Source organism: Kribbella sp. NPDC002412 (assembly GCF_053592935.1).
In genome coordinates this window covers 1-20,673 of the sequence record NZ_JBSFBL010000090.1, presented here as the reverse complement: position 1 = coordinate 20,673, position 20,673 = coordinate 1, and the positions used below count along the sequence as shown (strand labels likewise).

Below are 20,673 nucleotides of genomic sequence, written 5' to 3'. Positions count from 1 at the left end.
TCGGCATTGACTTTCGGCACGCTGTTGAGTTCTCAAGAATCGGACGCACACCGCGCTTCAGACTTTCGTTTGAAGCTCCGGGGCAACTCGCCCAACTTTACTGTTTCGTCCGGGGCCGGTCAAATCGGCCTCTTCCGTCCCAGTCTCCCTGCGCGACTCAGTGTCCGAAACCCGCCGAGGCGTGTTTCGGCTTCCGAGACCTTCAGGGAGTTTGTCGGAGGACCGGCCGCTTTCGCGTCCTGCGTCTCGCTCCAACAAGAAGAACATTACTGACTTTCGCGGTGAAGATGCAAATCGGGGTGCCGGACCCTGTCCGAACCCTTACGAAGCACCCTCGGAGCCGGTCAGCCGGCACGGCCGCGAGGCAGTCGTCGGTCCCTCTGGTCACATCACTCACTCGCGTCTCCGCGAGCGACGTCTCCCATGATGCCCCACCGCTCAAGCGGCCTCCACGGGATATCCGTACGGCGTCCACGGCGACGGCTACCAGGTCGTCGTACCCGAAGGTCCGCAGAGGGCGGTCGAGCTGCGAGACCTGGTGGGAGCCGGGGTGCCGGCTCCCACCAGTCACGTACCGCACCGTCCAGCAGACGCCTCTCGGCGAGTGGCCGCTCGTAGCGGCTTAGGTTGAGGCCCGGGGTCATGAAACCGGACGGCATGTGGTGTAACCGGCGCCGTACGGAACCTATTCCCGGCTGCTGCGAGTCTTCCGAGCACAGTCCTGCTCGGCCCCGAACTCGCGGCTACCTCGATGGTTGTGGTGCGCTGCAGTCGATCTTCGGGTTGGCACCGACGTAGTTCAGTGGGCCGACCACGATGGTGACCAACGTCGTGCCCACCTTGGCGCACGTCGCGTCGGCCCCTGCGAAGTAGTTCCGTTGGGCAGCGGCCGCGAAGCCGATCAGTAACCAGACAATCACGATGATCGCCACCGTGCGAGAACCAGTCGTAGATGCTCTACGAGTGCGCATGTCACCTCCAGGGCTGGGCGCACCCCCGTGTGGAGCTCCAGTTCCCGCCGTGACGCCTACAGAAACGGTCCGGATCAAACCTCGCGGTAGTCGTAGTGCGGCTTGATGTGGGTGTTCACGTACGCACCCATGCTGGGCGCGGCGAGCAGCGCGGCAAAGGTGGTCTGCGGGACTTCGTAGTACTGGTACGTGGAGCCGTTGACGTACTCGAGCTCCAGAGTCCCGTCGGACCAGCCGACCGATCGCACACTCGACGAGTTCACCAGTCGTCGCCTCACTTACGCTCCCCTCGGGTCCGTCGACGTCGCCCTAGTGTGCCGGTGATCGCTCAGGCTCGGCCGACTCGAGGCGCGCCACAGCACGGGCGAGGTCGCCGAGAGCTTCGTTGAGTCTGCTGAGCGCATCAGGGTCGACCACGAGCTGCGGCTCGTCGCGGCCCAGGTTCGCGGCGAATCTGATCCTGGCGTCGGGAGGCGCCTGTCTCAGTGAGGTGTCGAGTGCTTGTTGCATGAGATGGCTCGGCTCCATCTCCGGGCGCTCGCGCCACTTGGTCACCGTCCGCGGCGCGATGCCGAGATGCTCGGCGAACGCTTCGTTGGTCAACCGGAGCGCGTCACGCAAGGCATGCGCGTGCCGGCCAGTCCACTTCTCGATGAGGGTCATCGGTATCACTCCCTGCGCGTTGATCACTCCTTGCAATCAGGTTACGGCGATCGAGTCATCGCGAGAGTGCCGAGTTTGTGCCCTGTGGATACCTGTTCAGTTCCTGGTGAGGACGCCGCCGCGGGCGTTGACTTCAGGCATGAACGAGATCAGCGGTCGAAGCACCACGCTGCTGCGGACGATCCCGCGACGGCGTCATCTGAAAGTCGCGACCAAGTCCGGGCCACGCTGCTTCCAGCTGGTCCGCCATGTCGACGTCTCCGGGGTGAGCGGTACGGGCGTCGTCGCCGAGGGCGTCGAGTGGAGCGACGGAAGTGTCGCCCTGCACTGGCGCGGGCGGTACCCGACCACCACGGTCTGGCCGGACGGCCTCGAGGCGCTCCTCACAATCCACGGTCACAACGGCGCGACCACCATCCAGTGGCTGGATGGATGACATGCGCCCGCGAACTCGGTGGGGCGGGCCCACCCTGCAGCCGGCCCGCCTCGCCGACCTACTCCGAATAGAACTCTTCCCGGTACTTCTCATCTGGCGCCTGGCTCGATGGCTTCGCAGTGCCGTTGCGGGCGGCCCTAGGTACGTCGGCGTCGGCAGCCAGCCGGTCGGATTGCCTTTCGGTGGCGTCAGGCTGTTGCTGCGCGTCGGCGTGCCTCGCGGTAGGTCTGGCAGTTCGGTCTGGTGTCGGCTCCGCCGTCGGGGTTGTTGTCGGATCCGCTGTCCGGTCGGCGCGCTCGCCGGATTCGAGGAGGTGGTCGACGGCTGAGTTGAAGTCGAGCTCGGCGCGGGTTGGCTTGACCTGCTCTACGGCGTCGGCGGATGAGCGTCGTACCGGGAGGTCGTTGGCAGCGGCGGAGAGTTCGGCGAGGGTGTCGAGCAGGCCGAGGGCGGTCTCGACCTCGCCGGGGTTGTTGACCAGCCACCAGACCGCGGCCGAGCCAGGCGTGGCGAAGACGTCGTCCTTCAGGTACGCGCGCTTGTCCTGCTCCATCCGGCGTTCGAGCAGTGTGGTCTGCTCTCGGCGGTGCAGGGCTGCGAGGTGCAGGAGGTGCTTCTGGTCCGCGTCGGGCAGGCGAAGGCGGATCTCAGTCGCCCAGCAGCGGACCTGTCCCTTCTCGTCGAGCGCGGGCTCACCGAGGAGGGCGGCGAGCCGGTGCTGATTGAGGGACTCCTCGGTCACCTGCTGGGTCGCTGTCAGAGCCCGGGCGCGCTCGAGCAAGGCGTGGACCGCGACGGCGCCCAGGTCGGCGTGCCGCGCTCCGGTCAAGACGGTCGACCACTGAACGACGGCCGAGAAGCTGAACTGGAAGTCGGGCGACGCGGACGGCAACCGTACGTCGGCGACCGTGCGCGAGGGCGGTCCGCTGAAGACCGGGTCCGGGTCCGGGAGTACGACGGACGGCGGAGCCGGCGTCGGGGTCACTATGGGCCGCGGCGGGTCGGGTTGCTTCCAGACGACTGCCAGCAGGACGAGCAACACCACCGTGAGCACGGTCGCGGCCCAGGTCGGCAGGCCGACGATCAGGCAGACGACGTACAGAACCAGGACGATGGCGGCAGCCGTCAGGAGGGAGTTCCGATGGAGCTTCATGGCGGCGTTCCTTCACCACATCGGGCGGACGTCAGCAGGTCGGCCAATGCGTACCGGACGGCTTCCCCGTCCTCCCGCCACCCGGGTCACCGGCAACCCAGAGCACGGACCTCGCCACGCGACGAGCCCACCAAAAGTCTCCCACCCCTAACCCAAAGTAGCCGCCACCCGCGTGTCGGTGAGCTGACGGGCGGAGCGGCCGTGGTCGCGGGTGTGGCTGTGGTTGGCGTGCAGGCGGGCGGTGCGCGCAGAGGCGGGTTAGCCGGTGAGGGAGCGGAGGGCTCGGCGGGAGGGGGTCAGGAGGACTGGTTTGTAGGGGCAGCGGGCGTCGGTGAGGGTTTCGTAGGCGGCGATGGCTCGGTTGGCGGCGTCCCAGCCTTGTTCGGCGGGGGTGCGGCCGAGGCCGCGGTTGCGGACCAGGGCGCCGTAGAAGGCGGAGCAGAAGACGGTGGCTTCGTACCAGCCGATGACGGTGCTGGTGCCGATGTAGGTGATGTCGTCCTGGAGGCAGTCGCGGATGGCTCGCTGCCACTTGCCGATGCCGGTCTTGCAGCCGTCGGCGATCACCACGCCGCTGGCGATACCCCACTGGCGGTCGAGGAACCACTCGGCCAGCGACCGCAGCGAGACCTGGGTCTTGCCGTCGGTGGACAGGAAGGAGGGCTCCTCGCTGTGGTCACCGTGAGCCATCACGTGCAGGACGGTCGAGGGCGTGGTGAGCGCGGAGAAGGCGGTCTCGTGGTCGCGGGTGCGGACGAAGTTCACATCGATGAACGGCTGGTCCCAGCCGGCGTTGATGTTCCCGGTGATGCCCTGGACGAAGCTCATCGACGCGTCGAACGAGCTGTCAAGACCCAGGTCCACAAGAGTGATCAGCCGATTTCTCATTCGCCTCCCCCTCCGCACGATCCGATCCCGCGCACCCATGATGAACCACACCCCCGACAGTTCGCTGCCCTGTCTCGGTGCGCTGAGACGGGTACGACGTACGGTGGCCGTACGTCGTCCCCGCGAAGGAGGAAACGCGATGAGTTCAGTCCCGGTCGTCACGCTGAGTGGTGGGACCTCGATGCCGCGGATCGGGCTCGGCACCTCGCCGATGGACGACGCCGACGCCGAACGGGCGGTCTCGGAAGCTCTCGAGGCCGGGTACCGGCTGATCGACACCGCGGAGGACTACCGCAACGAGACCGGCGTCGGGCGGGCGATCAAGGGCGCGCCGCGGGACGAGGTGTTCGTGACGTCGAAGTTCAACAAGCGGTGGCACAGCGTGGACGGGGCCCGGACGGCGTTCGAGGCGAGCGCGGAGAAGCTCGGCGTCGACTACCTCGACCTCCTCCTCATCCACTGGCCGAACCCGGACCAGGACCGGTACGTCGAGGCGTGGCAAGGGCTGATCGCGCTGCGCGAGGCCGAGTTGGTGCGCGCGATCGGTACGTCGAACTTCAAGCCGGCGCATCTGCAGCGGCTGATCGACGAGACCGGGGTGGCGCCGGAGGTCAACCAGGTGCAGCTGAGTCCGGTGTGGACGAAGACCGCCGAGCGTGAGTTTCACCAGCGGCACGGGATCGTGACTGAGGCCTGGAGCCCACTCGGGAAGGGCACCGACCTGTTGGAGCAGGCGGCGGTGCGGCAGATCGCGGAGGCACATGATCGGAGCCGGCGCAGGTTGTGCTGCGGTGGGAGACGCAACAGGGCGTCGTACCGATTCCCAAGTCGGCCAACCGGGCGCGGCTCGAGCAGAACCTGGCGGTCTTCGACTTCGACCTGACCGATGCGGAGCTGGAGTCGTTGGCCGCCCTCGATGGTACTGCGAGACCGGCAGCCGACTCGGACCGCTCAGGCCACTGAGAGCCGGCCGCGACAAGCAGGTTCTGCCGACAGCGCCAGCAGGTCAGTCCTTCCGGCAGATGTAGTAGGTGTTGAAGGCGTCGGCTTTTACGTGGGTGGTTTGGATGTTGGTGAAGCCGGCCTCGGTGAGGAGTTGGCGGGCCTTCTGTTCGCCCCAGACTGTTCCTAGGCCGTCGCCGTCCAGGGACAGCGACACCGTCATGCAGTGCATGGTGGACACGCTGTACAGGAAGGGAGCGAAGGGGTGGTTCAGGTTGTCCTCCAGGTTGCTGGAGGCCTGGATGTCGACCATGAGGAAGACGCCGCCGGGCCGCAGTGAGTCCGCGATGCCGGCCAGGACCTGGGCGGGGTGCGCCTGGTCGTGGATCGCGTCGAAGGCGGTGACCAGGTCGAAGCGTTCGTGCTCACCCAACGCGGCGGCGTCGCGTACGACGAACTCCGCGTTGGTCAGGCCGAGCGCCGAAGCCTCTGCCCGACCTGCGGCGATCCCTTCGGCGGAGAGGTCGTAGCCCACGCATCGACTCTGCGGGTAGGCCGCCGCGATCAGGTTGATCGCGTGCCCACTGCCACACCCGACGTCGGCCACGTCGATCCCTGACGACAGCCGCGACGGCAGCCCGGGCACGAGCGGCAGGATCGCGTCGATCAGCGCCGCGTCGAAGACCGCGCCGCTGTCCTCGGCCATCAGCCGGTGGAACTCGGTGTACTCCGAGTACGGCACGCCACCACCCCGCCGGAAACACTCAACCAGCGAGGACTCGACCCCAGCGAGCAGCGTGATGAACTGAGTCGCCGCGGCGAGGTTCTGCGGTCCGGCCGCGCGGGTCAGGTACGCGGCGTGCTCGCGCGGCAACCAGTACGTGCGGTCGCGAGCGTCGTACTCGACGATCCGGGCGACGGTCATCGCGCCGAGCCACTCACGCACGTACCGCTCCTGCAGGCCGGCCGCGCCGGCGATCTCGTGGCTGGTGGCCGGCGGCAACTCCGCGAGTGCGTCGTACAGGCCGACCTGGTGGCCGATGCTCGTCAGCAACGCGAGCGTGCCGTGGTTCAGTACGTCGCTCATCTGCTGCCCGAAGGCCTCGAGCCGGGTCGTGTCCAGCGTTGTCTCGCTCATGGTGGTCTCCAATCCCCACCAGCAGCGTCACACCGCCAGGACGGGTGGAGCATCGGTGAGCTCGCCTATTCGTGGACCCGGGTGAGGTAGGCGGCCGCCTCGGTGCGGTTCCGTACGCCGAGCTTCGACAGAATGCTGGCCACGTGGTGCTCGACGGTACGGCGACTGATGTACAGCCGGGCCGCAATCTCCGGATTCGGCAACCCCTCAGCCAGTACGGCGAGCACGTCGTGCTCCCGCTTGGTCAACAGCCCCAGCCCACGAGGCCCCACGCGAGCAGCCGTGGCACCAGCAGCCCGCAACCAGGCAGCCGCCGCGTCAGCATCGGCAGCCGCTCCCAGATCCTCGAACACCGCAAGAGCGATCCGAGCCTCGGCAACCGCAGGAGCCGGGTCGTACGGCGCCATCGCCTGCGCCAGCATCATCCGGGTCCGCGCAACCTCGAGCGGCATCTCCAACAGCCCGAACCAGGTCTGAGCAGCCGCCAGCCGAGCCACGGCCGCCTGACACTCGCCCTGCGCCAGCAGCGTCCGTCCACACAACCGAGCAGCCCGTGCTGCGATCAGCCCGCTGTCAGTCGCCGTACCCAGGTCAGACAGCCGCTCTGCCTCCGCAGCCGCGCCCGCCACGTCACCAGACGCCAGACAGGCGGAGCCGAGCACCTCACGCAGCCGGGCCTCCTCCAGTGGAGGGCTATCGTCCAGCTGCCGTCGTGCCAGCGAGACAGCCATCGCCACCTCCCCCGCGGCCAGGTAGGCGGCGGCCAGGACCGGGCGTACGACGGTGCGGTCCTCGAAGCCGGTCAGGAGCTGCCGAGCCTCGCCGACCCGGCCCTGCGCCAGCCGGAGCTCGGCAAGGAAGGCAGCCGCCTCTGCCTGCACAGTTGGCAGCGCATCCCGAGCGAGCTCCAGCGCAGCACTCAGCTCGGCCTCCGCGCGTGGCCAATCGCCAGTGGAGACCAGCACGCCGCCGTACGACGCTCTGCACGAGGAGTGGAGGTAGGGACAGCCGTAGCGGGCGATGAAGGCGTCGAGTGACCGGACCCACTGCACGACACGGAGGTAGTCGCCGCCGCGCACGCAGGACCGCATCAGCAGGCAGCTCGCAAGAACGACTGTGTCCGGTCGGGCCCCCTCACCACCAAGTGCACCGGCCAGTGCCTCGTCCAGCAGCGCCGTGCCCTCGATGATCTGGCCGAGGTCGATCAGTGCGGCTCCCCACATGCTCAGCGCACACAGCTCGAGGTCACGATCCCCCGCCTCGATCCCGACCTCGTAAGCCGCCTCACACCAAGCAGCCACTGCCGCCACGTCGTCCGAGGCGCCGGCTCGGGCCAGCGAGGCCCACGCCACCACGACGGGGTCGTCGACCTCGGCAGCCACCCGGACCGCCCGCGCAGCCCAGCCCTGTGCCGCCGCACGGTCGCCGAAGTTGGCGTCGTACAGCATGCTGAGGCCGAGCGCCAGGAAGACGGCCTCGGCCGGGTCGGTACGGCGGAACAGCGCGTAAGCACGCTCCCAGCTCGAGAAGGCGGCCCGTACGTCGCCCAGCCACCACTGAGCGTTCCCCAGCCCGGACAGGCCCTCCGCGGTCTCACAGACCCCGTCGGACCCGAATGCGGCAAGCGCCGCCACCCAATCCCCGTCGCCGAGCGCCTTCTCCCCGGCCGCAAGGAGACCGCCGACCTCCTCCACACCTCGAAGGTAGACGCGCTGCGGCCCCCGGGGAAAGTGGGAAGTCCCGGGGGCCGTGGCGCTTTCAGCCAAGCAGTCGGCTACTGCCGACCAGGCGGGTCAGCTGCCGACCAGGCGGTCAGCTGCAGCCGGAGGTGCTGCCGCAGCCTTCGCAGACGTAGCAGGAGCCGCTGGGGCGCATCTTGGTGCCGCAGGTGAAGCACAGCGGTGCGTCCACCGACGTGCCGGTGATGAGCTCGAACATCTCGGCCGTCGTCCGCGCCTCGCCCTTGACCGGCTTGGCGGCGGCCGCCTCGACCTCGACCACGGGCTCCGGAGCCGGCTCGACCGACTTCAGGGACTCGGCCTCGGAGATCTCGACCGGGACCGGCTCGTAGGAGCCGGTGTCGAGCTGGCGGGACCGCTCCTCCGCGGAGTAGATGCCCAGGGCGGCCCGCTCGTCGAAGGGCAGGTAGTCCAGGGCCAGGCGACGGAAGATGTAGTCCATGATCGACTGCGCCATCCGGACGTCCGGGTCGTCGGTCAGGCCGGCCGGCTCGAACTTCAGGTTGGTGAACTTCTGGACGTAGGTCTCCAGCGGCACACCGTGCTGCAGCGCGATGGAGATCGCGATCGAGAAGGCGTCCATCACCCCGGCCAGGGTCGAACCCTGCTTGCCCATCTTGAGGAAGACCTCGCCGAGGCCGTCGTCGGGGTAGGAGCCGGCGGTCATGTAGCCCTCGGCGCCGCCGACGCTGAACGATGTGGTCCGCGACGGCCGCGACTTCGGCAGGCGCTTACGGGTCGGCCGGTACTCGATGACCTTCTCGACGATCTTCTCGGCGACCGCAGCCTCGGCGGCGACGGAGTCGGAGGCCTTCTTCGCCTTCGCGTCCGCCAGCGGCTGGCCGACCTTGCAGTTGTCGCGGTAGACGGCCAGCGCCTTCAGGCCGAGCTTCCAGCCCTGGAAGTAGACGTCGGCGATCTCCTCGACGGTCGCGGTCTCCGGCAGGTTCACCGTCTTCGAGATCGCGCCGGACAGGAACGGCTGCGCGGCCGCCATCATCCGCACGTGGCCCATCGGCTTGATGGCCCGCTCGCCCATCGCGGTGTCGAAGATCTCGTAGTGCTCCGGCTTCAGGCCGGGCGCGTCGACGACGTGACCGTGCTCGGCGATGTACTCGACGATCGCCTCGATCGTCTCCTCGGTGTAGTTGTACTGCCGCAGCGCCCGCGGCACCGTCTGGTTGACGATCTGCATCGAGCCGCCGCCGACCAGCTTCTTGAACTTGACCAGCGAGAAGTCCGGCTCGATGCCGGTGGTGTCGCAGTCCATCATGAAGCCGATGGTGCCGGTCGGCGCGAGCACCGAGGCCTGCGCGTTCCGCCAGCCGTTCTTGGCGCCGATCTTCAATACGGCGTCCCACGCCGCGGTGGCGTGCTTCTGGACGTCCTTGTCGATCTCATGCATGGTCCGGATCGCGTCGTTGGCCGCGGCGTGCTTGCGCATCACCCGGGTGTGCGCGTCCTTGTTCCGCTCGAAGCCGTCGTACGGGCCGACGACGCCGGCCAGCTCGGCGGAGCGCTTGTACGACGTGCCGGTCATCAGCGACGTGATAGCGCCCGCCAGTGCGCGACCACCGTCGGAGTCGTAGGCGTGGCCCGTTGCCATCAGCAACGCGCCGAGGTTCGCGTAGCCGATGCCCAGCTGCCGGTACGCGCGGGTGGTGTCGCCGATCGCCTCGGTCGGGAAGTCGGCGAAGCAGATCGAGATGTCCATCGCGGTGATGATCAGCTCGACCGCCTTGACGAACTTCTCCGAGTCGAACAGGTCGTCGTCGCGGAGGAACTTCATCAGGTTCAGCGACGCCAGGTTGCAGGACGAGTTGTCCAGGTGCATGTACTCCGAGCACGGGTTGGACGCGGTGATCCGGCCCGTCTCCGGCGTGGTGTGCCAGTCGTTGATGGTGTCGTCGTACTGCAGGCCGGGGTCGGCGCAGGCCCAGGCGGCCTGGGAGATCTTGTCGAACAGCTCGCGCGCGTCGACGGTCTCGATCACCGAGTTGTCCAGCCGCGCCCGCAGCCCGAACTCGCCCTTCTCCTCGACCGCGCGCATGAACTCGTCGGTGACGCGCACCGAGTTGTTCGCGTTCTGGTACTGGACCGAGGTGATGTCGCGGCCGCCGAGGTCCATGTCGAAGCCCGCGTCGCGCAGGACCCGGATCTTCTCCTCCTCGCGCATCTTGGTCTCGACGAACTCCTCGATGTCGGGGTGGTCGACGTCGAGCACGACCATCTTGGCCGCCCGCCGGGTGGCGCCGCCGGACTTGATCGTCCCGGCGGAGGCGTCCGCGCCGCGCATGAAGGAGACCGGGCCGGAGGCCGTCCCGCCGCTGGACTGCAGCAGCTCCTTGGACGAGCGGATCCGGGACAGGTTCAGGCCGGCGCCGGAGCCGCCCTTGAAGATCAGGCCCTCTTCCTTGTACCAGTTCAGGATCGAGTCCATCGAGTCGTCGACGGCGAGGATGAAGCAGGCCGACACCTGCTGCGGCGAGGACGTCCCGACGTTGAACCAGACCGGCGAGTTGAAGCTGAAGTACTGGTGCAGCAGCATCCAGGTGAGCTCGTGCTCGAACACCTCCGCGTCCTTCGGCGTGGCGAAGTACCCGTGCTCCTCGCCGGCCTTGCGGTAGGTCTTGACCACCCGGTCGAGCAGCTGCTTGAGGCTCCACTCGCGGTTGTCGTGGCCGACGGCGCCGCGGAAGTACTTGGTGGTGACGATGGTGGAGGCGTTCACGCTCCAGTAGTCGGGGAACTCGACCCCGCGCTGCTCGAAGACCGTCTCACCGGTCTTCCAGTTCTGCTGCACGACGTCGCGGCGCTCCCACGTCACCTCGTCGTACGGATGTACTCCCTCGGTCGTGAAGATGCGCTCGATGGTGAGTCCCGCGGGGGCGTTCTTGCGCCCGCGGAACCCGGCCGCCGACCTCTTGGTCGACCCCGAGTGGCCGGTCACCGTCTCTGTCATGGTTGCTCCTCGCCCATTGTCTGCACTGCCGCGGTCTGTCGGGACCGCCCCGTTGAGTACTGCGTGACTGCTCAACCGCCGGTACTGCGTGGTGTTACTGGTTCCCCGATTTATGTCTGCTGGGTCGGCTTCAGCGGGCGCGGCTCGGTGCCTTCCGGCTCCTTCTCCGCCCGCAGCAGCGCGATCTCCGTCTCGAAGTCGTCGGCGGACTCGAACTGCCGGTACACGCTCGCGAACCGCAGGTAGGCGACCTCGTCGAGCTCCCGCAGCGGCCCGAGGATCGCGAGTCCGACCTCGTGCGCGGGCACCTCCGGCGAGCCGCTCGCCTTGAGCGCGTCCTCGACCCGCTGCCCCAGCCGGGCCAGCGCGTCGACGTCCACCGGCCGGCCCTTGCAGGCCTTGCCGACACCGTTGATGACCTTCTCCCGGCTGAACGGCTCGGTCGCGCCGGAGCGCTTCACGACCGTGAGCTGCATCTGCTCCACAGTGGTGAACCGCTTCTCGCAGACCGGGCACTGCCGGCGGCGGCGGATCGCTCCGCCGTCCTCGGCCACGCGGCTGTCCACGACCCGGGAATCGGCGTGCCGGCAATACGGACAGTGCACGACGAATCACTCCTCCCGTGAGGCCGCCGTGGCGGCGGCCTGTGGACTGCCTGGGGACAACTTGTGTGTAACTGACCACTACCTGTGGAAAATTACACCCGTGTAACCACTACATCTAGGGATCCTAGATCGCTGCTCCGACAGTTGCAAGAACGCCCGAATCCCGCGCGCGTCTCTTCGTTCCAACACTCGCGCGGCCTCGTGTAGTCCCGCGTGGCGTCGCCCGGATGACCCCCGGCAGGGGCAAACTATGGGGCCGCGCAGGGGTCAGGAGCCGGGCCGGCAAAAGTCGAAATCGCAGCCCTGGTCCGCTCCCAGAACGTGGTCGCGGAACAACTTTCGGTAGCCGGTGACAGGAGGCGTGTCGAGCTCCGGCAGCTCGGCCCGGCGCTTGTCCAGCTCCTCGGTCGAGACGAGCAGGTCGAGGCGCGCCTCGGACACCGACAGCCGGATCCGGTCGCCGGTGCGGACCAGCGCCAGCGGCCCGCCGAGCGCGGCCTCCGGCGTCACGTGGAGCACGATCGTGCCGTACGCCGTACCGCTCATCCGGGCGTCGGAGATCCGGACCATGTCCCGTACGCCGGACCGCGCCAGCTTGGCCGGGATGGGGAGGTACCCGGCCTCGGGCATGCCGGCGCCGAGCGGGCCGGCGTTCTGCAGCACCAGGACGTCGGACGCCTCGACGTCGAGGTCCGGGTCGTCGACGCGGGCTGCGAGGTCTTCGAGCGAGCTGAAGACGACAGCGCGTCCGGTGGTCTCGAAGAGGGCGGGATCAGCGGCAGATCGCTTGATCAGGGCACCGGACGGCGCCAGCGAGCCACGCAACCAGACCAGTCCGCCCTTCTCCCGGCTCGGTGCGTCCAGCGGCCGGACCACGTCCCGGTCCACCCAGGTCGGGCCGGCGCCGAGCCGCTCCCCCACGGTCTCGCCGGTCACTGTGCGGGCAGACAGGTCGAGGAGGTCCCTCAGCTCATGCAGTACGGCGGGAAGCCCGCCAGAGGCATGTAGATCCTCCATGTAGTGCGCACCGGTCGGCTTGAGCTCCACCAGCACTGGTGTGGTCTCACTCAGCTCGTTCAGCTCATCCGGATCGATCGCCAGACCGAGCCGCCCAGCCATCGCGGTCAAGTGGATCAGCGCGTTCGTGGACCCACCGATCGCCAGCAGCACACGCAATGCGTTGCGGACAGAGGCCGCAGTGACCACCTGATCCGGCGTACGGCCTGCCTCGGCAATCGACACCGCTGCAGCGCCCGTTGCCTCGCCGATGCGCAGGCGGTCGGCGTGGACTGCTGGTGCGGCAGCGCTGTCCGGCAAGGCCATGCCGAGCGCCTCCACGATGCAGGCCATCGTGGAGGCGGTCCCCATCACCGCACAGGTCCCGGCAGTGGTCGCCAGGTTGCGTTCCACCCGGCCGATCTCGGCCTCGGAGACCTCACCGGCCCGGTAGCGGGCCCAGAACCGCCGGCAGTCGGTGCATGCACCCAGGCGCTCGCCCTGGTAGCGGCCGGTCGACATCGGCCCGGTGACGAGCTGGATGGCGGGCCGGCCGGCCGAGAACGCGCCCATCAGCTGGGCCGGCACGGTCTTGTCACACCCGCCGACGAGCACGACGGCGTCCATCGGCTGGGCCCGGACGAGCTCCTCGACGTCCATCGCCATCAGGTTGCGGTAGACCATCGCGGTCGGTTCGAGGAAGCTCTCACCGAGCGAGATGGTCGGGAACTCCATCGGCAGCCCGCCGGCCGCGATGATGCCGCGGGCGACGGACTGCACCAGCTCCGGTTGCTGCCGGTGACAAGGGTTGAAGTCGCTGGTGGAGGTGGCGATCCCGACAACTGGGCGGTCCAGCGACTCCGGCGAGCGGCCGCTTGCGTGCAGGAAGGCGCGGCGCAGGAAGCGGGAGAAGTCGCGGTCGCCGTAGCTGACCAGGCCACGGTAGATGCCACTCAAAGCAACCCCTCGCTTCGCTCGGGGGGCGTGGGTCGCTCGGGAAGTGCAGGAAGGGTGACGGCAGGTGTGCGGCGGAGGTGTTCGGCCAGCAGGCGGAGCATGCTCTCCGGTGGTACGGCGGCCGGTGGGCGCACGGCGTCGTACGAGATCAGACCACGTAAGACCAGGCTGCGTTTGCGCAGGCCGAGCGCGATCCCGGCCTGGAACTCGAAGTTGACCAGCGGCAGGTAGTCGCGCCACACCTCCCGCGCGGCATCGAATCCCCCGTCGCGGAACGCCTTGACGCACGCGAGGAGCCCTTCAGGAACAGAGAAGCCGGTCATTGCGCCGGCCGCCCCGACGGCGAGCTCGTCGAGCAGACAGGTGCCGCCGAGACCCCCGAAGATCGGCACGTCGAGCCCGGCCGCCAGCTCAGCCACGGCTGGTGGGCTCGGCGACGACTCGGACTTCACCGCGACGACGGCCGGCACCTTGCGTACGGCGGTCACCAGGTCGGCGGTCGCGATCGGGATCCCGCTGATCACCGGGTAGTCCTGCACGACCAGCGGCCGTTCGGTGCGAGAGGCCACCTCGTTGAGGTGCTTGCTCAGGGCATCCGGCTCACTGGAGTTCACTTGAACCATCAGTCCGGCGAGGCGAGCTCCCGCTGCCGGCAGGACGTTCGCCGCCTCCGCGCACACCTCGTCCAGCCCGAGTGCGCTGACCCCGATCACGAGTGGCAGGTCCCCGGAGGCGACGACGGTCTCCACCACCGTGAGCCGCTCCGCCGGGGTCAGCCGAGCCGCTTCGCCGAAGACACCGAGCACGGTCAGCCCGGTCGCGCCGATCGCCTCGTAGTGCCTGACCTGCCGGGCCAGCGACTCGGTGTCGACGGCCGAGCCGTCCGCCGTCAACGGCGTCGCCAGCACACCCCACACCCCGGGATCCAACGTCATGGAGCTCCTCTCGTCGTCACCGCAGTGGCCACCGTGTACGCCTCCAGGCTCTCGGTGCCACCTTCCCTGCCGTACCCGGACAGCTTCACCCCACCGAACGGCGAAGCCGCGGATGCCAGGGCCACCTCGTTGACACCGATCATGCCCGCATCCAGCCCGGCGACCGCTGCGTCGGCGCGTTGCAGGTCTGCCGTGAACACGTACGCCGCCAAGCCGTACGGCACCGCGTTCGCCTGAGCCAGCCCGTCCTCCAGGTCGTCGAACGGGAGGATCGGCATGATCGGCCCGAACGGCTCGTCGCGGAGCACCGCCGCGCCGGCCGGGATGTCGGTCAGCACGGTCGGCGGGTAGAAGAACCCCGGGCCGTCCGGCCGCACCCCACCGGAGTGCACCTTGGCGCCACTCGCCTCGACGAGTGCCGCGACCGCATCCCGCCGGCGCGCGTTGGCCAGCGGGCCGATCTCCAGCCCTTCCACCCGCTCCAGCACGGCTGCCAGCAGATTGTCGACAATCGACCGCTGGACGAAGATCCGGCTCGGCGAGATGCACACCTGCCCGGCGTTGCGGAACTTCGCCCGGACCACCGCGTCCGCCGCACGCCCGAGCTGGTCGGCGGACAGGTCGTCGAAGATCAGCACCGGCGCATGACCGCCGAGCTCGAGCGTCAACGGCTGCAACCGTGCGGCGGACAACCGCACCAGCGTCTGACCGACCGGCACCGACCCGGTCAGCGTGATCTTCGCGATCACGTCCGACCCGAGCAGCCGCTCACTCACCCGCGGCGGATCACCGGTGATCAGGTTGATCACGCCATCCGCCACACCCGCGTCCGTCAACGCCCGCACGAGCTCACCCGCCGTCCGCGGCGCCTCGATCGCCGGACACACGATGATGCTGCAGCCGAAAGCGACCGCCGGCGCGAGCTTGCGGGCGGGCAGGGACGCCGGGAAGTTCCAGGCGGTGAAGGCGGCGACCGGTCCGACCGGCCGCCGCTCCACCCAGGACCGGCGACCCGGTGCCGTCGGCAACAAACGCCCGTACGACCGGACCGCCTCACCCGCGAACCAGCTGAAGTACTCCGCCGACTGCCTGACCTCAGCCTCGGCCTCGGCCTGCGGTTTGCCCTGCTCTTCACTCAGGATCGCGGCGATCCGCGGCACCCGTTCGAGCAGCAGACGCCCGGCCCGGTCGAGCACCTCCGCCCGATCGGCAGGCGCCGTACGACGCCAGACCGCGAAGCCGGACGCGGCCGCGGCGAGCACGTCGTCCAGGTCCGCGTCCGACGCGTTGGGGACCTGGGCAACGACCTGCTCGGTGGCCGGATTCAGTACGTCGATGGTCCGGCCGTCGGACGCCTCGCGCCAGACACCACCGATGAACATCACGCCACCTTGGTCAGGATCACGAGGCTCAGCGACGGGAGTGGAAGCTCCAACTGCAGACCCACCTCGCCGTCGACCTGCAGCTGGGCATCGTCGGCGAATCGTTCGAGCCCTTGCCGAGCGGTGATCTTCTCCAGCTCTTCAGGGGTCGGGTCCTGCGGCGCGCCCAGATCCTGCCAGACCGTGTGGCTGTTGCTGTGGCTGTGGTCGATCCGGTAGTGCTGCACGGTCCAGGCGCCGGTCTCGAGTCCGTTGACCTCGAGGTCGACGCGAGTCGCCTCCTTGCCGTCGGCGTACTGGTCGTCGGTGTGCCGCCAGACCAGGACCGCAACGCTGCCGTCGGACGAGTCGCGGCTCGCGATGACGTCGACCTCCTCCGGCAACCCGTTGCCCAGGGCACTGATGTCGGAGACGTCCGCGGCCTGGTCCGAGGCCGCGGTCAGGCGCCGGTCGCCGAGGTGGGCGAACGCCCGGTACGCGTTCATCAGCGGCTTCTCGATCCCGGACGCGGTGACGAAGCTTCGAGTGCCCTCGAAGTAGCGCTCGCCCTCCATCGAGAAGCTCCAGGTGGTGGCCTCGTGCACCTTCGCGGTGTGCTGCGCGTTGAGGTCGAGCACCTTCTTCATCAGCTTGGCCTGGAACACCGGGTAGTACTCGTTGTTGCGGTAGGCGAAGTTCGCGTTGTCGTAGATGCCCCAGTGGGCCGGCACCGACGCGTCGCACTCGTCCACGATCACCGGCGCGTCGACGTACCGCGGGAACTGCTCGATGACACGCAGCGCGCGGTCGATCTCGCGGAGCATCTTCGGGGTCGACGGCGACTGCTGCTGGGGCGCCGGCGCGCCGATCGGGCCGTAGGTGCGCCACGGCGTGAAGTGCGAGCCCTTGGTGTGGAACGAGACGAAGTCGACGGGCAGATCGCGGTCGGCGCAGGCCTGCAGGAAGCCGTGCAGGAACACGGCGCCGCGGTCGCCACCGGTCACGGCCGGCCCACCGACACGCGCCTCCGGGTACACGTCCCGGATCGCCTTGACCGTCACGTCATACAGGTCGTGGAACTGCTCGGGAGTACCGCGCCAGTATGAGATGTCCGGCTCGTTCCACAGCTCCCAGAGCCAGTGCTTGACCTCGTCGGCGCCGTACCGCTCCAGGCAGTGCTCGACCAGAGCCGCGACGAGGCCGCCCCACCTCGCGTAGTCCTTTGGCGGGTACGACCACCAGCCGGCTTCGTAGGCGCTGTACTGGCTGGGGCTGTTCTCGAAGGGGAACTCCTCCTTGGCGGACTCGGGCACCAGCGCGAGTGGGGTGAAGGCGAGCTCGACCAGCGGATGGTGGCCGGACCCGACGATCGCGTCGTAGGTCAGGTCGGCGATGGTGAAGTCGTAGTACGGCTTGCCGTCCGCGTCCTCGTGGTAGACGTTCCCGCTCCCCCAGTGCGGCAGGCCGAGACCGGTGCCGCTGTTGAAGATGTTGTGCGGCCGGACGTGGTACGGCGTCTCCGCGAATCGTCCGATTGTCTGCAAAGTCCGGCGGCCCTGCGGCGTGTAGGTCCAGTTGATCTCGTCGTACCCGAGGCTGGCCCACGGCCGGTCGAGAACGCCGGCGTCGGACGACGCGTCGACGGTGACGCGAGCCGTGCGCAGTGGTGTTGCGGTGGGGTCGGAGGGGGCGTACGGAAGACGTTGAACGTCGCTGGGAGAGGCGTTCTGGGTCATGTCAACCTTTCAGTCCGGTCGTGCTGATGCCGGCGATGATGAAGCGCTGGGCGAGGAAGAAGACGAGAAGTGGTGGTGTGATCGCGAGCGCCGCTGACGCCATCACGACGCCGTAGTCGACGTCGCCGTACGCGGATCGGAACGTGACGAGCGCCAGCGGAAGGGTCTGCATACTCGGCGAGCTGGTGGAGATCAGCGGCCAGAGGAAGTCGTTCCAGCTGCCCAGGAACACCAGGATCCCGAGCGTGGCCAGGGCCGGACGGATCAGCGGTACGACGATGTGCCGGTACGTCTGCCACGCTCCGGCCCCGTCGACCCGAGCCGCGTCGATCAGGTCGTCGGGAAGGTTCACGATGAACTGCCGGACGAGTACGACGCCGAGCAGTGACACGATGTGTGGCAGGGCCAGGGCGCCGTACGTGTTCAGCAGGCCGAGCTCGCGGAACTGCTGGAAGAGCGGGACGAGCACGACCTCGCCCGGGATCAACATCGTTGCCAGCAGCAACCCTAGGACGGCCGCGTTGCCACGGAAGGGCAGCTTGGCCAGCGCGTATCCGGCCATCGAACAGACCAGCAGCGCCAGCACCGTGGAGACCACGGCGACGACCGTGCTGTTGAAGAAGGCGATGAAGATGTTGACCGCCCGGCCGCCGGGATCGACCAGCATCTCCCAGTTGGCCAGCGTCGGGTCGCTCGGCAGCAGCCGGCTGCCTGGCGTGGTCGAGCCTTCGAACGACGACGAGAGCGTCCAGACCAGCGGCAGTCCCCACAGGATCGCGAAGACGAGCGCCGCGGCCGTCGCAAGCCAGCGGGCGCGGCGGCGGGAACCGATCATGACTTCACGCTCCGGCGGCTGACGAGCTGGTGGACGATCGTGACGACGAGGATGACGAAGGCGAGCAGCCAGCCGATCGCGGCGGCGTACCCGGTCCGGAAGTCCCGGAAGCCGGTCTCGTAGAGCATCTGCAGCACAACGCGAGTGCTGCCGCTCGGACCGCCCTGGGTCAGCAGGTAGACCTGCTCGAACACCTTGAACGAGTCGATCAGCCGCAGCAGCACCACCAGGCCGAGGACCGGCGCGATACCTGGCAACGTGACGTACCGGAACTGCTGCCACCGAGACGCGCCATCAATTCGTGCGGACTCGTAGAGCTGTTTCGGGATGTCCTGCAGCGCGGCGAGCAGGATGAGCAGCGGGAATCCGACGCGCCACCAGAGCGTCAGCAGTACGACGGCGCCCATCGCCTGACCGGGTTCGGTCAGCCACTGCTGGGCCGGCAGGCCGACCGCCTTCAGGACGGTGTTGAGCGAACCGTCGACCGGGTCGAGGACGAGCGTCCAGATCAGGGCAACGGCCGCGCCCGGCAGCAGGTACGGACCGACGAAGGCCGCGCGAAGCATGTTGCGACCGGACAGGTCGCGGTTGAGAACCAGCGCGAGGATCAGGCCGGCGGCGACCAGCACCGGGACGTTCAGTACGACGAACAGCACGGTGTGACCGAACGCGGCCTGGAAGTCCCCGTCGCCGAACAGGTTGACGTAGTTGGCCAGGCCGACGAATCCACCGGTGCCCTCGGCAACGTTGACGTCGGTCAGGCTCAGGTAGAAGCCGCGGACGACCGGAACCGCCCAGAGGAAGAGGAACAGCACCCCGAACGGCGCGAGGAAGATTGCCGCCTGCCAGGAGCGCGGCTTCTTCTCACGTTTGGTCACGGCGCGGCTCAGCGGGATGCGCGAGGTGAGGACGCTCATTTCGGCTCCCGCATGCTCTCGGTCGCACGGGCCGCCGCCCGGCGAAGCTCGGTAGCCACATCCGCGCCCTGGTAGACGACGTCGTCGAGCGCGTCGTTCAGGTACTGGAAGGCCTGGTTCCAGCGATACGCGTACGGCGCGAACCGCGCATGCTTGGCCTCGTCGATGAACAGCCCCATCTTGCGGACCACCGGATCGTCGCTGCGAGCGATCGCCGCGGCGGCTGCCTTGCTGGCGGGCGCCTGCGCGCCCGCCCAGTCGACACTGCCTTCACGGACCAGCCAGGCGATGAACTTCTGCGCCTCGGCCTGGATCCACTCGTCGTTCTTGCGTTGCTTCGGGATGCAGTAGATGTGCGAGGTCGCGACCACCGACCGCGGGCCGTCGAAGAACTGCGGCAGCGGGGCGACGTCGAGCTGGGTGCCCTGCTGGGCGTTGGTCTTCATCAGCTGGGACAGCACCCACGGGAAGGTGAAGACCATGCCGACCTTCTGGCTGCGGAACAGCGCGCCGAGCTGCGGCCCGGCGAGTTGGGCCGGCTCGACCTGGTAGCGGTGCACGAGGTCGCGTTCGAACTGGCCGGCCTCGATGCCGGGCGGCTCGGCGAACAGCGCGCGGCTGTCGCCGTCGATCAGGTCGCCGCCGGCCTGCCAGTTGAACGTGAGCCAGGGGTTGAAGGCGCCGGTCTCGCGGATGAAGCCCCACGGGCCGGACTTCTTCAGCGCCTGGGCGGCGGCGACGAATTCGCCGCCGGTGGTCGGCGGGCGGTCCGGGTCCAGACCGGCCTTCTCGAACAGGGCGCGGTTGTACCCGAGTGCCGCGGGGCCGGTGCTCATCGTCACGCCGTACTGGCGGCCCTCGATGTTCGCGAGCTGCCAGGTGCCGTCGATGAAGTCGTCCTGGCCGAAGCCGAGGTCGCCGAAGTCGATGGTGTGCAGGAACCGGCGCAGCGGCGGGATCTCGTAGCTGTGCAGCGCGATGATCGCGGGCGGTGCGCCGGCCAGCGAGGCGGTCAGGATCTTGGTCAGGTAGTCACCGCCGTACGCGGGGGCGGTGAACCGTACGACGACGTCGTCCTGGGAGCGGTTGTATCGATCAACAATCGTCTGCATCAGGGCGCCGTCGGGGCCGGTGTAGAAGGTGGTGAACTCCAGCACCCGGCCACCACCCCGGGTCGTTTCGTCGAACGGCGAGGAGCAGCCGGCGAGAGCCGCCGCGCTCCCGGCGCCGAGCGCGAGAAGCTTGCGCCGGGACAGGACCGGCCGGCCTGTCGGCCCGGCTGGGCCGAGGCCTGGAGGGCGAGCGGTCGCGCCGGCGCCCGGAGGGCGGACAGTCGCGCCGGCGCCCGGAGGGCGGACAGTCGCGCCGGCGCCCGGAGGGCGGGCGGGCGCGCCGGCGCCCGGAGGGCGGGCGGGCGCGCCGGCGCCCGGAGGACGGGC

19 protein-coding genes are annotated in these 20,673 nt (G+C 68.7%); 3 read left to right on the top strand and 16 right to left on the bottom strand.

The annotated features are described in order from the left end of the window. Nucleotides 1-743: 743 nt before the first annotated feature. The 3 genes from ACWCOV_RS39065 to ACWCOV_RS39055 all read right to left on the bottom strand — a co-directional run bounded on the left by ACWCOV_RS39065 (nt 744) and on the right by ACWCOV_RS39055 (nt 1,634). Complete coding sequence (locus ACWCOV_RS39065; RefSeq protein ID WP_449834428.1) at nt 744-932, bottom strand: hypothetical protein; 189 nt, start codon at nt 930-932, stop codon at nt 744-746. A gap of 113 nt (nt 933-1,045) precedes the next feature. Beyond that, nucleotides 1,046-1,249, bottom strand: coding sequence for a KTSC domain-containing protein (locus tag ACWCOV_RS39060; protein ID WP_449834427.1), 204 nt, complete (start codon nt 1,247-1,249; stop codon nt 1,046-1,048). Nucleotides 1,250-1,280: 31 nt separating this feature from the next. Continuing rightward, a complete protein-coding gene (locus tag ACWCOV_RS39055) occupies nt 1,281-1,634 on the bottom strand; it encodes a helix-turn-helix domain-containing protein (RefSeq protein ID WP_449834426.1) in 354 nt (117 codons plus the stop codon). Between the two features lie 139 nt (nt 1,635-1,773). Between ACWCOV_RS39055 and ACWCOV_RS39050 the strand changes: the two genes are divergently transcribed. Continuing rightward, entirely contained in the window at nt 1,774-2,070 is a 297-nt protein-coding gene (locus ACWCOV_RS39050) for a hypothetical protein (protein ID WP_449834425.1), read from the top strand. A gap of 58 nt (nt 2,071-2,128) precedes the next feature. On the opposite strand, the gene ACWCOV_RS39045 is transcribed toward ACWCOV_RS39050, so the two are convergent. Both ACWCOV_RS39045 and ACWCOV_RS39040 read right to left on the bottom strand, forming a co-directional pair. Then, entirely contained in the window at nt 2,129-3,223 is a 1,095-nt protein-coding gene (locus ACWCOV_RS39045; RefSeq protein ID WP_449834424.1) for a hypothetical protein, read from the bottom strand. 258 nt (nt 3,224-3,481) lie between these two features. After that, a complete protein-coding gene (locus tag ACWCOV_RS39040; protein ID WP_449834423.1) occupies nt 3,482-4,111 on the bottom strand; it encodes a hypothetical protein in 630 nt (209 codons plus the stop codon). Nucleotides 4,112-4,250: 139 nt separating this feature from the next. On the opposite strand from ACWCOV_RS39040, the gene ACWCOV_RS39035 reads away from it, so the two are divergent. Together ACWCOV_RS39035 and ACWCOV_RS39030 are read left to right on the top strand one after the other, a co-directional pair. Continuing rightward, nucleotides 4,251-4,994, top strand: coding sequence for an aldo/keto reductase (locus tag ACWCOV_RS39035; protein ID WP_449834422.1), 744 nt, complete (start codon nt 4,251-4,253; stop codon nt 4,992-4,994). Continuing rightward, entirely contained in the window at nt 4,931-5,074 is a 144-nt protein-coding gene (locus ACWCOV_RS39030; protein ID WP_449834429.1) for a hypothetical protein, read from the top strand. The genes ACWCOV_RS39035 and ACWCOV_RS39030 overlap by 64 nt, the downstream gene beginning before the upstream one ends. Nucleotides 5,075-5,117: 43 nt before the next feature. Here ACWCOV_RS39030 and ACWCOV_RS39025 read toward each other — a convergent pair whose 3' ends face one another. The 11 genes from ACWCOV_RS39025 to ACWCOV_RS38975 form a co-directional block, all read right to left on the bottom strand. Then, entirely contained in the window at nt 5,118-6,191 is a 1,074-nt protein-coding gene (locus ACWCOV_RS39025) for a class I SAM-dependent methyltransferase (protein ID WP_449834421.1), read from the bottom strand. 65 nt (nt 6,192-6,256) lie between these two features. Next, a complete protein-coding gene (locus ACWCOV_RS39020) occupies nt 6,257-7,885 on the bottom strand; it encodes a LuxR C-terminal-related transcriptional regulator (protein ID WP_449834420.1) in 1,629 nt (542 codons plus the stop codon). Nucleotides 7,886-8,003: 118 nt separating this feature from the next. Further along, the gene (locus ACWCOV_RS39015) at nt 8,004-10,892 is read right to left on the bottom strand and encodes a vitamin B12-dependent ribonucleotide reductase (RefSeq protein ID WP_449834419.1); all 2,889 of its coding nucleotides are present in this window, start codon (nt 10,890-10,892) and stop codon (nt 8,004-8,006) included. Nucleotides 10,893-11,002: 110 nt separating this feature from the next. Then, complete coding sequence (gene nrdR, locus ACWCOV_RS39010) at nt 11,003-11,497, bottom strand: transcriptional regulator NrdR (protein WP_360526153.1); 495 nt, start codon at nt 11,495-11,497, stop codon at nt 11,003-11,005. 267 nt (nt 11,498-11,764) lie between these two features. Next, a complete protein-coding gene (locus ACWCOV_RS39005; RefSeq protein ID WP_449834418.1) occupies nt 11,765-13,450 on the bottom strand; it encodes a dihydroxy-acid dehydratase in 1,686 nt (561 codons plus the stop codon). Continuing rightward, complete coding sequence (locus ACWCOV_RS39000; protein ID WP_449834417.1) at nt 13,447-14,385, bottom strand: dihydrodipicolinate synthase family protein; 939 nt, start codon at nt 14,383-14,385, stop codon at nt 13,447-13,449. The genes ACWCOV_RS39005 and ACWCOV_RS39000 overlap by 4 nt, the downstream gene beginning before the upstream one ends. Further along, complete coding sequence (locus ACWCOV_RS38995; protein WP_449834416.1) at nt 14,382-15,767, bottom strand: NAD-dependent succinate-semialdehyde dehydrogenase; 1,386 nt, start codon at nt 15,765-15,767, stop codon at nt 14,382-14,384. The genes ACWCOV_RS39000 and ACWCOV_RS38995 overlap by 4 nt, the downstream gene beginning before the upstream one ends. After that, nucleotides 15,767-17,482, bottom strand: coding sequence for a GH39 family glycosyl hydrolase (locus tag ACWCOV_RS38990; RefSeq protein WP_449834415.1), 1,716 nt, complete (start codon nt 17,480-17,482; stop codon nt 15,767-15,769). Before ACWCOV_RS38990 ends, ACWCOV_RS38995 begins: the two co-directional genes overlap by 1 nt. Before the next feature lies 1 nt (nt 17,483). Next, nucleotides 17,484-18,317: a carbohydrate ABC transporter permease gene (locus tag ACWCOV_RS38985; protein WP_449834414.1), complete on the bottom strand. Its 834-nt coding sequence runs from the start codon at nt 18,315-18,317 to the stop codon at nt 17,484-17,486. Then, nucleotides 18,314-19,234, bottom strand: a complete 921-nt coding sequence (locus ACWCOV_RS38980) for a carbohydrate ABC transporter permease (RefSeq protein ID WP_449834413.1) — start codon at nt 19,232-19,234, stop codon at nt 18,314-18,316. Before ACWCOV_RS38980 ends, ACWCOV_RS38985 begins: the two co-directional genes overlap by 4 nt. After that, nucleotides 19,231-20,673, bottom strand: a 1,443-nt coding sequence (locus tag ACWCOV_RS38975; RefSeq protein ID WP_449834412.1) for an extracellular solute-binding protein, incomplete at its 5' end; no start/stop codon positions are given. The genes ACWCOV_RS38980 and ACWCOV_RS38975, both read right to left, overlap by 4 nt.

What these genes read in the sequence shown, in the direction of transcription:
- ACWCOV_RS39040 (WP_449834423.1), bottom strand. Translation starts at nt 4,111, where the DNA reads ATGAGAAATCGGCTGATCACTCTTGTGGACCTGGGTCTTGACAGCTCG.
- ACWCOV_RS38985 (WP_449834414.1), bottom strand. Translation starts at nt 18,317, where the DNA reads ATGATCGGTTCCCGCCGCCGCGCCCGCTGGCTTGCGACGGCCGCGGCG.
- ACWCOV_RS38980 (WP_449834413.1), bottom strand. Translation starts at nt 19,234, where the DNA reads ATGAGCGTCCTCACCTCGCGCATCCCGCTGAGCCGCGCCGTGACCAAA.
- ACWCOV_RS39000 (WP_449834417.1), bottom strand. Translation starts at nt 14,385, where the DNA reads ATGACGTTGGATCCCGGGGTGTGGGGTGTGCTGGCGACGCCGTTGACG.
- ACWCOV_RS38995 (WP_449834416.1), bottom strand. Translation starts at nt 15,767, where the DNA reads ATGTTCATCGGTGGTGTCTGGCGCGAGGCGTCCGACGGCCGGACCATC.
- ACWCOV_RS39055 (WP_449834426.1), bottom strand. Translation starts at nt 1,634, where the DNA reads ATGACCCTCATCGAGAAGTGGACTGGCCGGCACGCGCATGCCTTGCGT.
- ACWCOV_RS39045 (WP_449834424.1), bottom strand. Translation starts at nt 3,223, where the DNA reads ATGAAGCTCCATCGGAACTCCCTCCTGACGGCTGCCGCCATCGTCCTG.
- ACWCOV_RS39050 (WP_449834425.1), top strand. Translation starts at nt 1,774, where the DNA reads ATGAACGAGATCAGCGGTCGAAGCACCACGCTGCTGCGGACGATCCCG.
- ACWCOV_RS38990 (WP_449834415.1), bottom strand. Translation starts at nt 17,482, where the DNA reads ATGACCCAGAACGCCTCTCCCAGCGACGTTCAACGTCTTCCGTACGCC.
- ACWCOV_RS39015 (WP_449834419.1), bottom strand. Translation starts at nt 10,892, where the DNA reads ATGACAGAGACGGTGACCGGCCACTCGGGGTCGACCAAGAGGTCGGCG.
- ACWCOV_RS39035 (WP_449834422.1), top strand. Translation starts at nt 4,251, where the DNA reads ATGAGTTCAGTCCCGGTCGTCACGCTGAGTGGTGGGACCTCGATGCCG.
- ACWCOV_RS39025 (WP_449834421.1), bottom strand. Translation starts at nt 6,191, where the DNA reads ATGAGCGAGACAACGCTGGACACGACCCGGCTCGAGGCCTTCGGGCAG.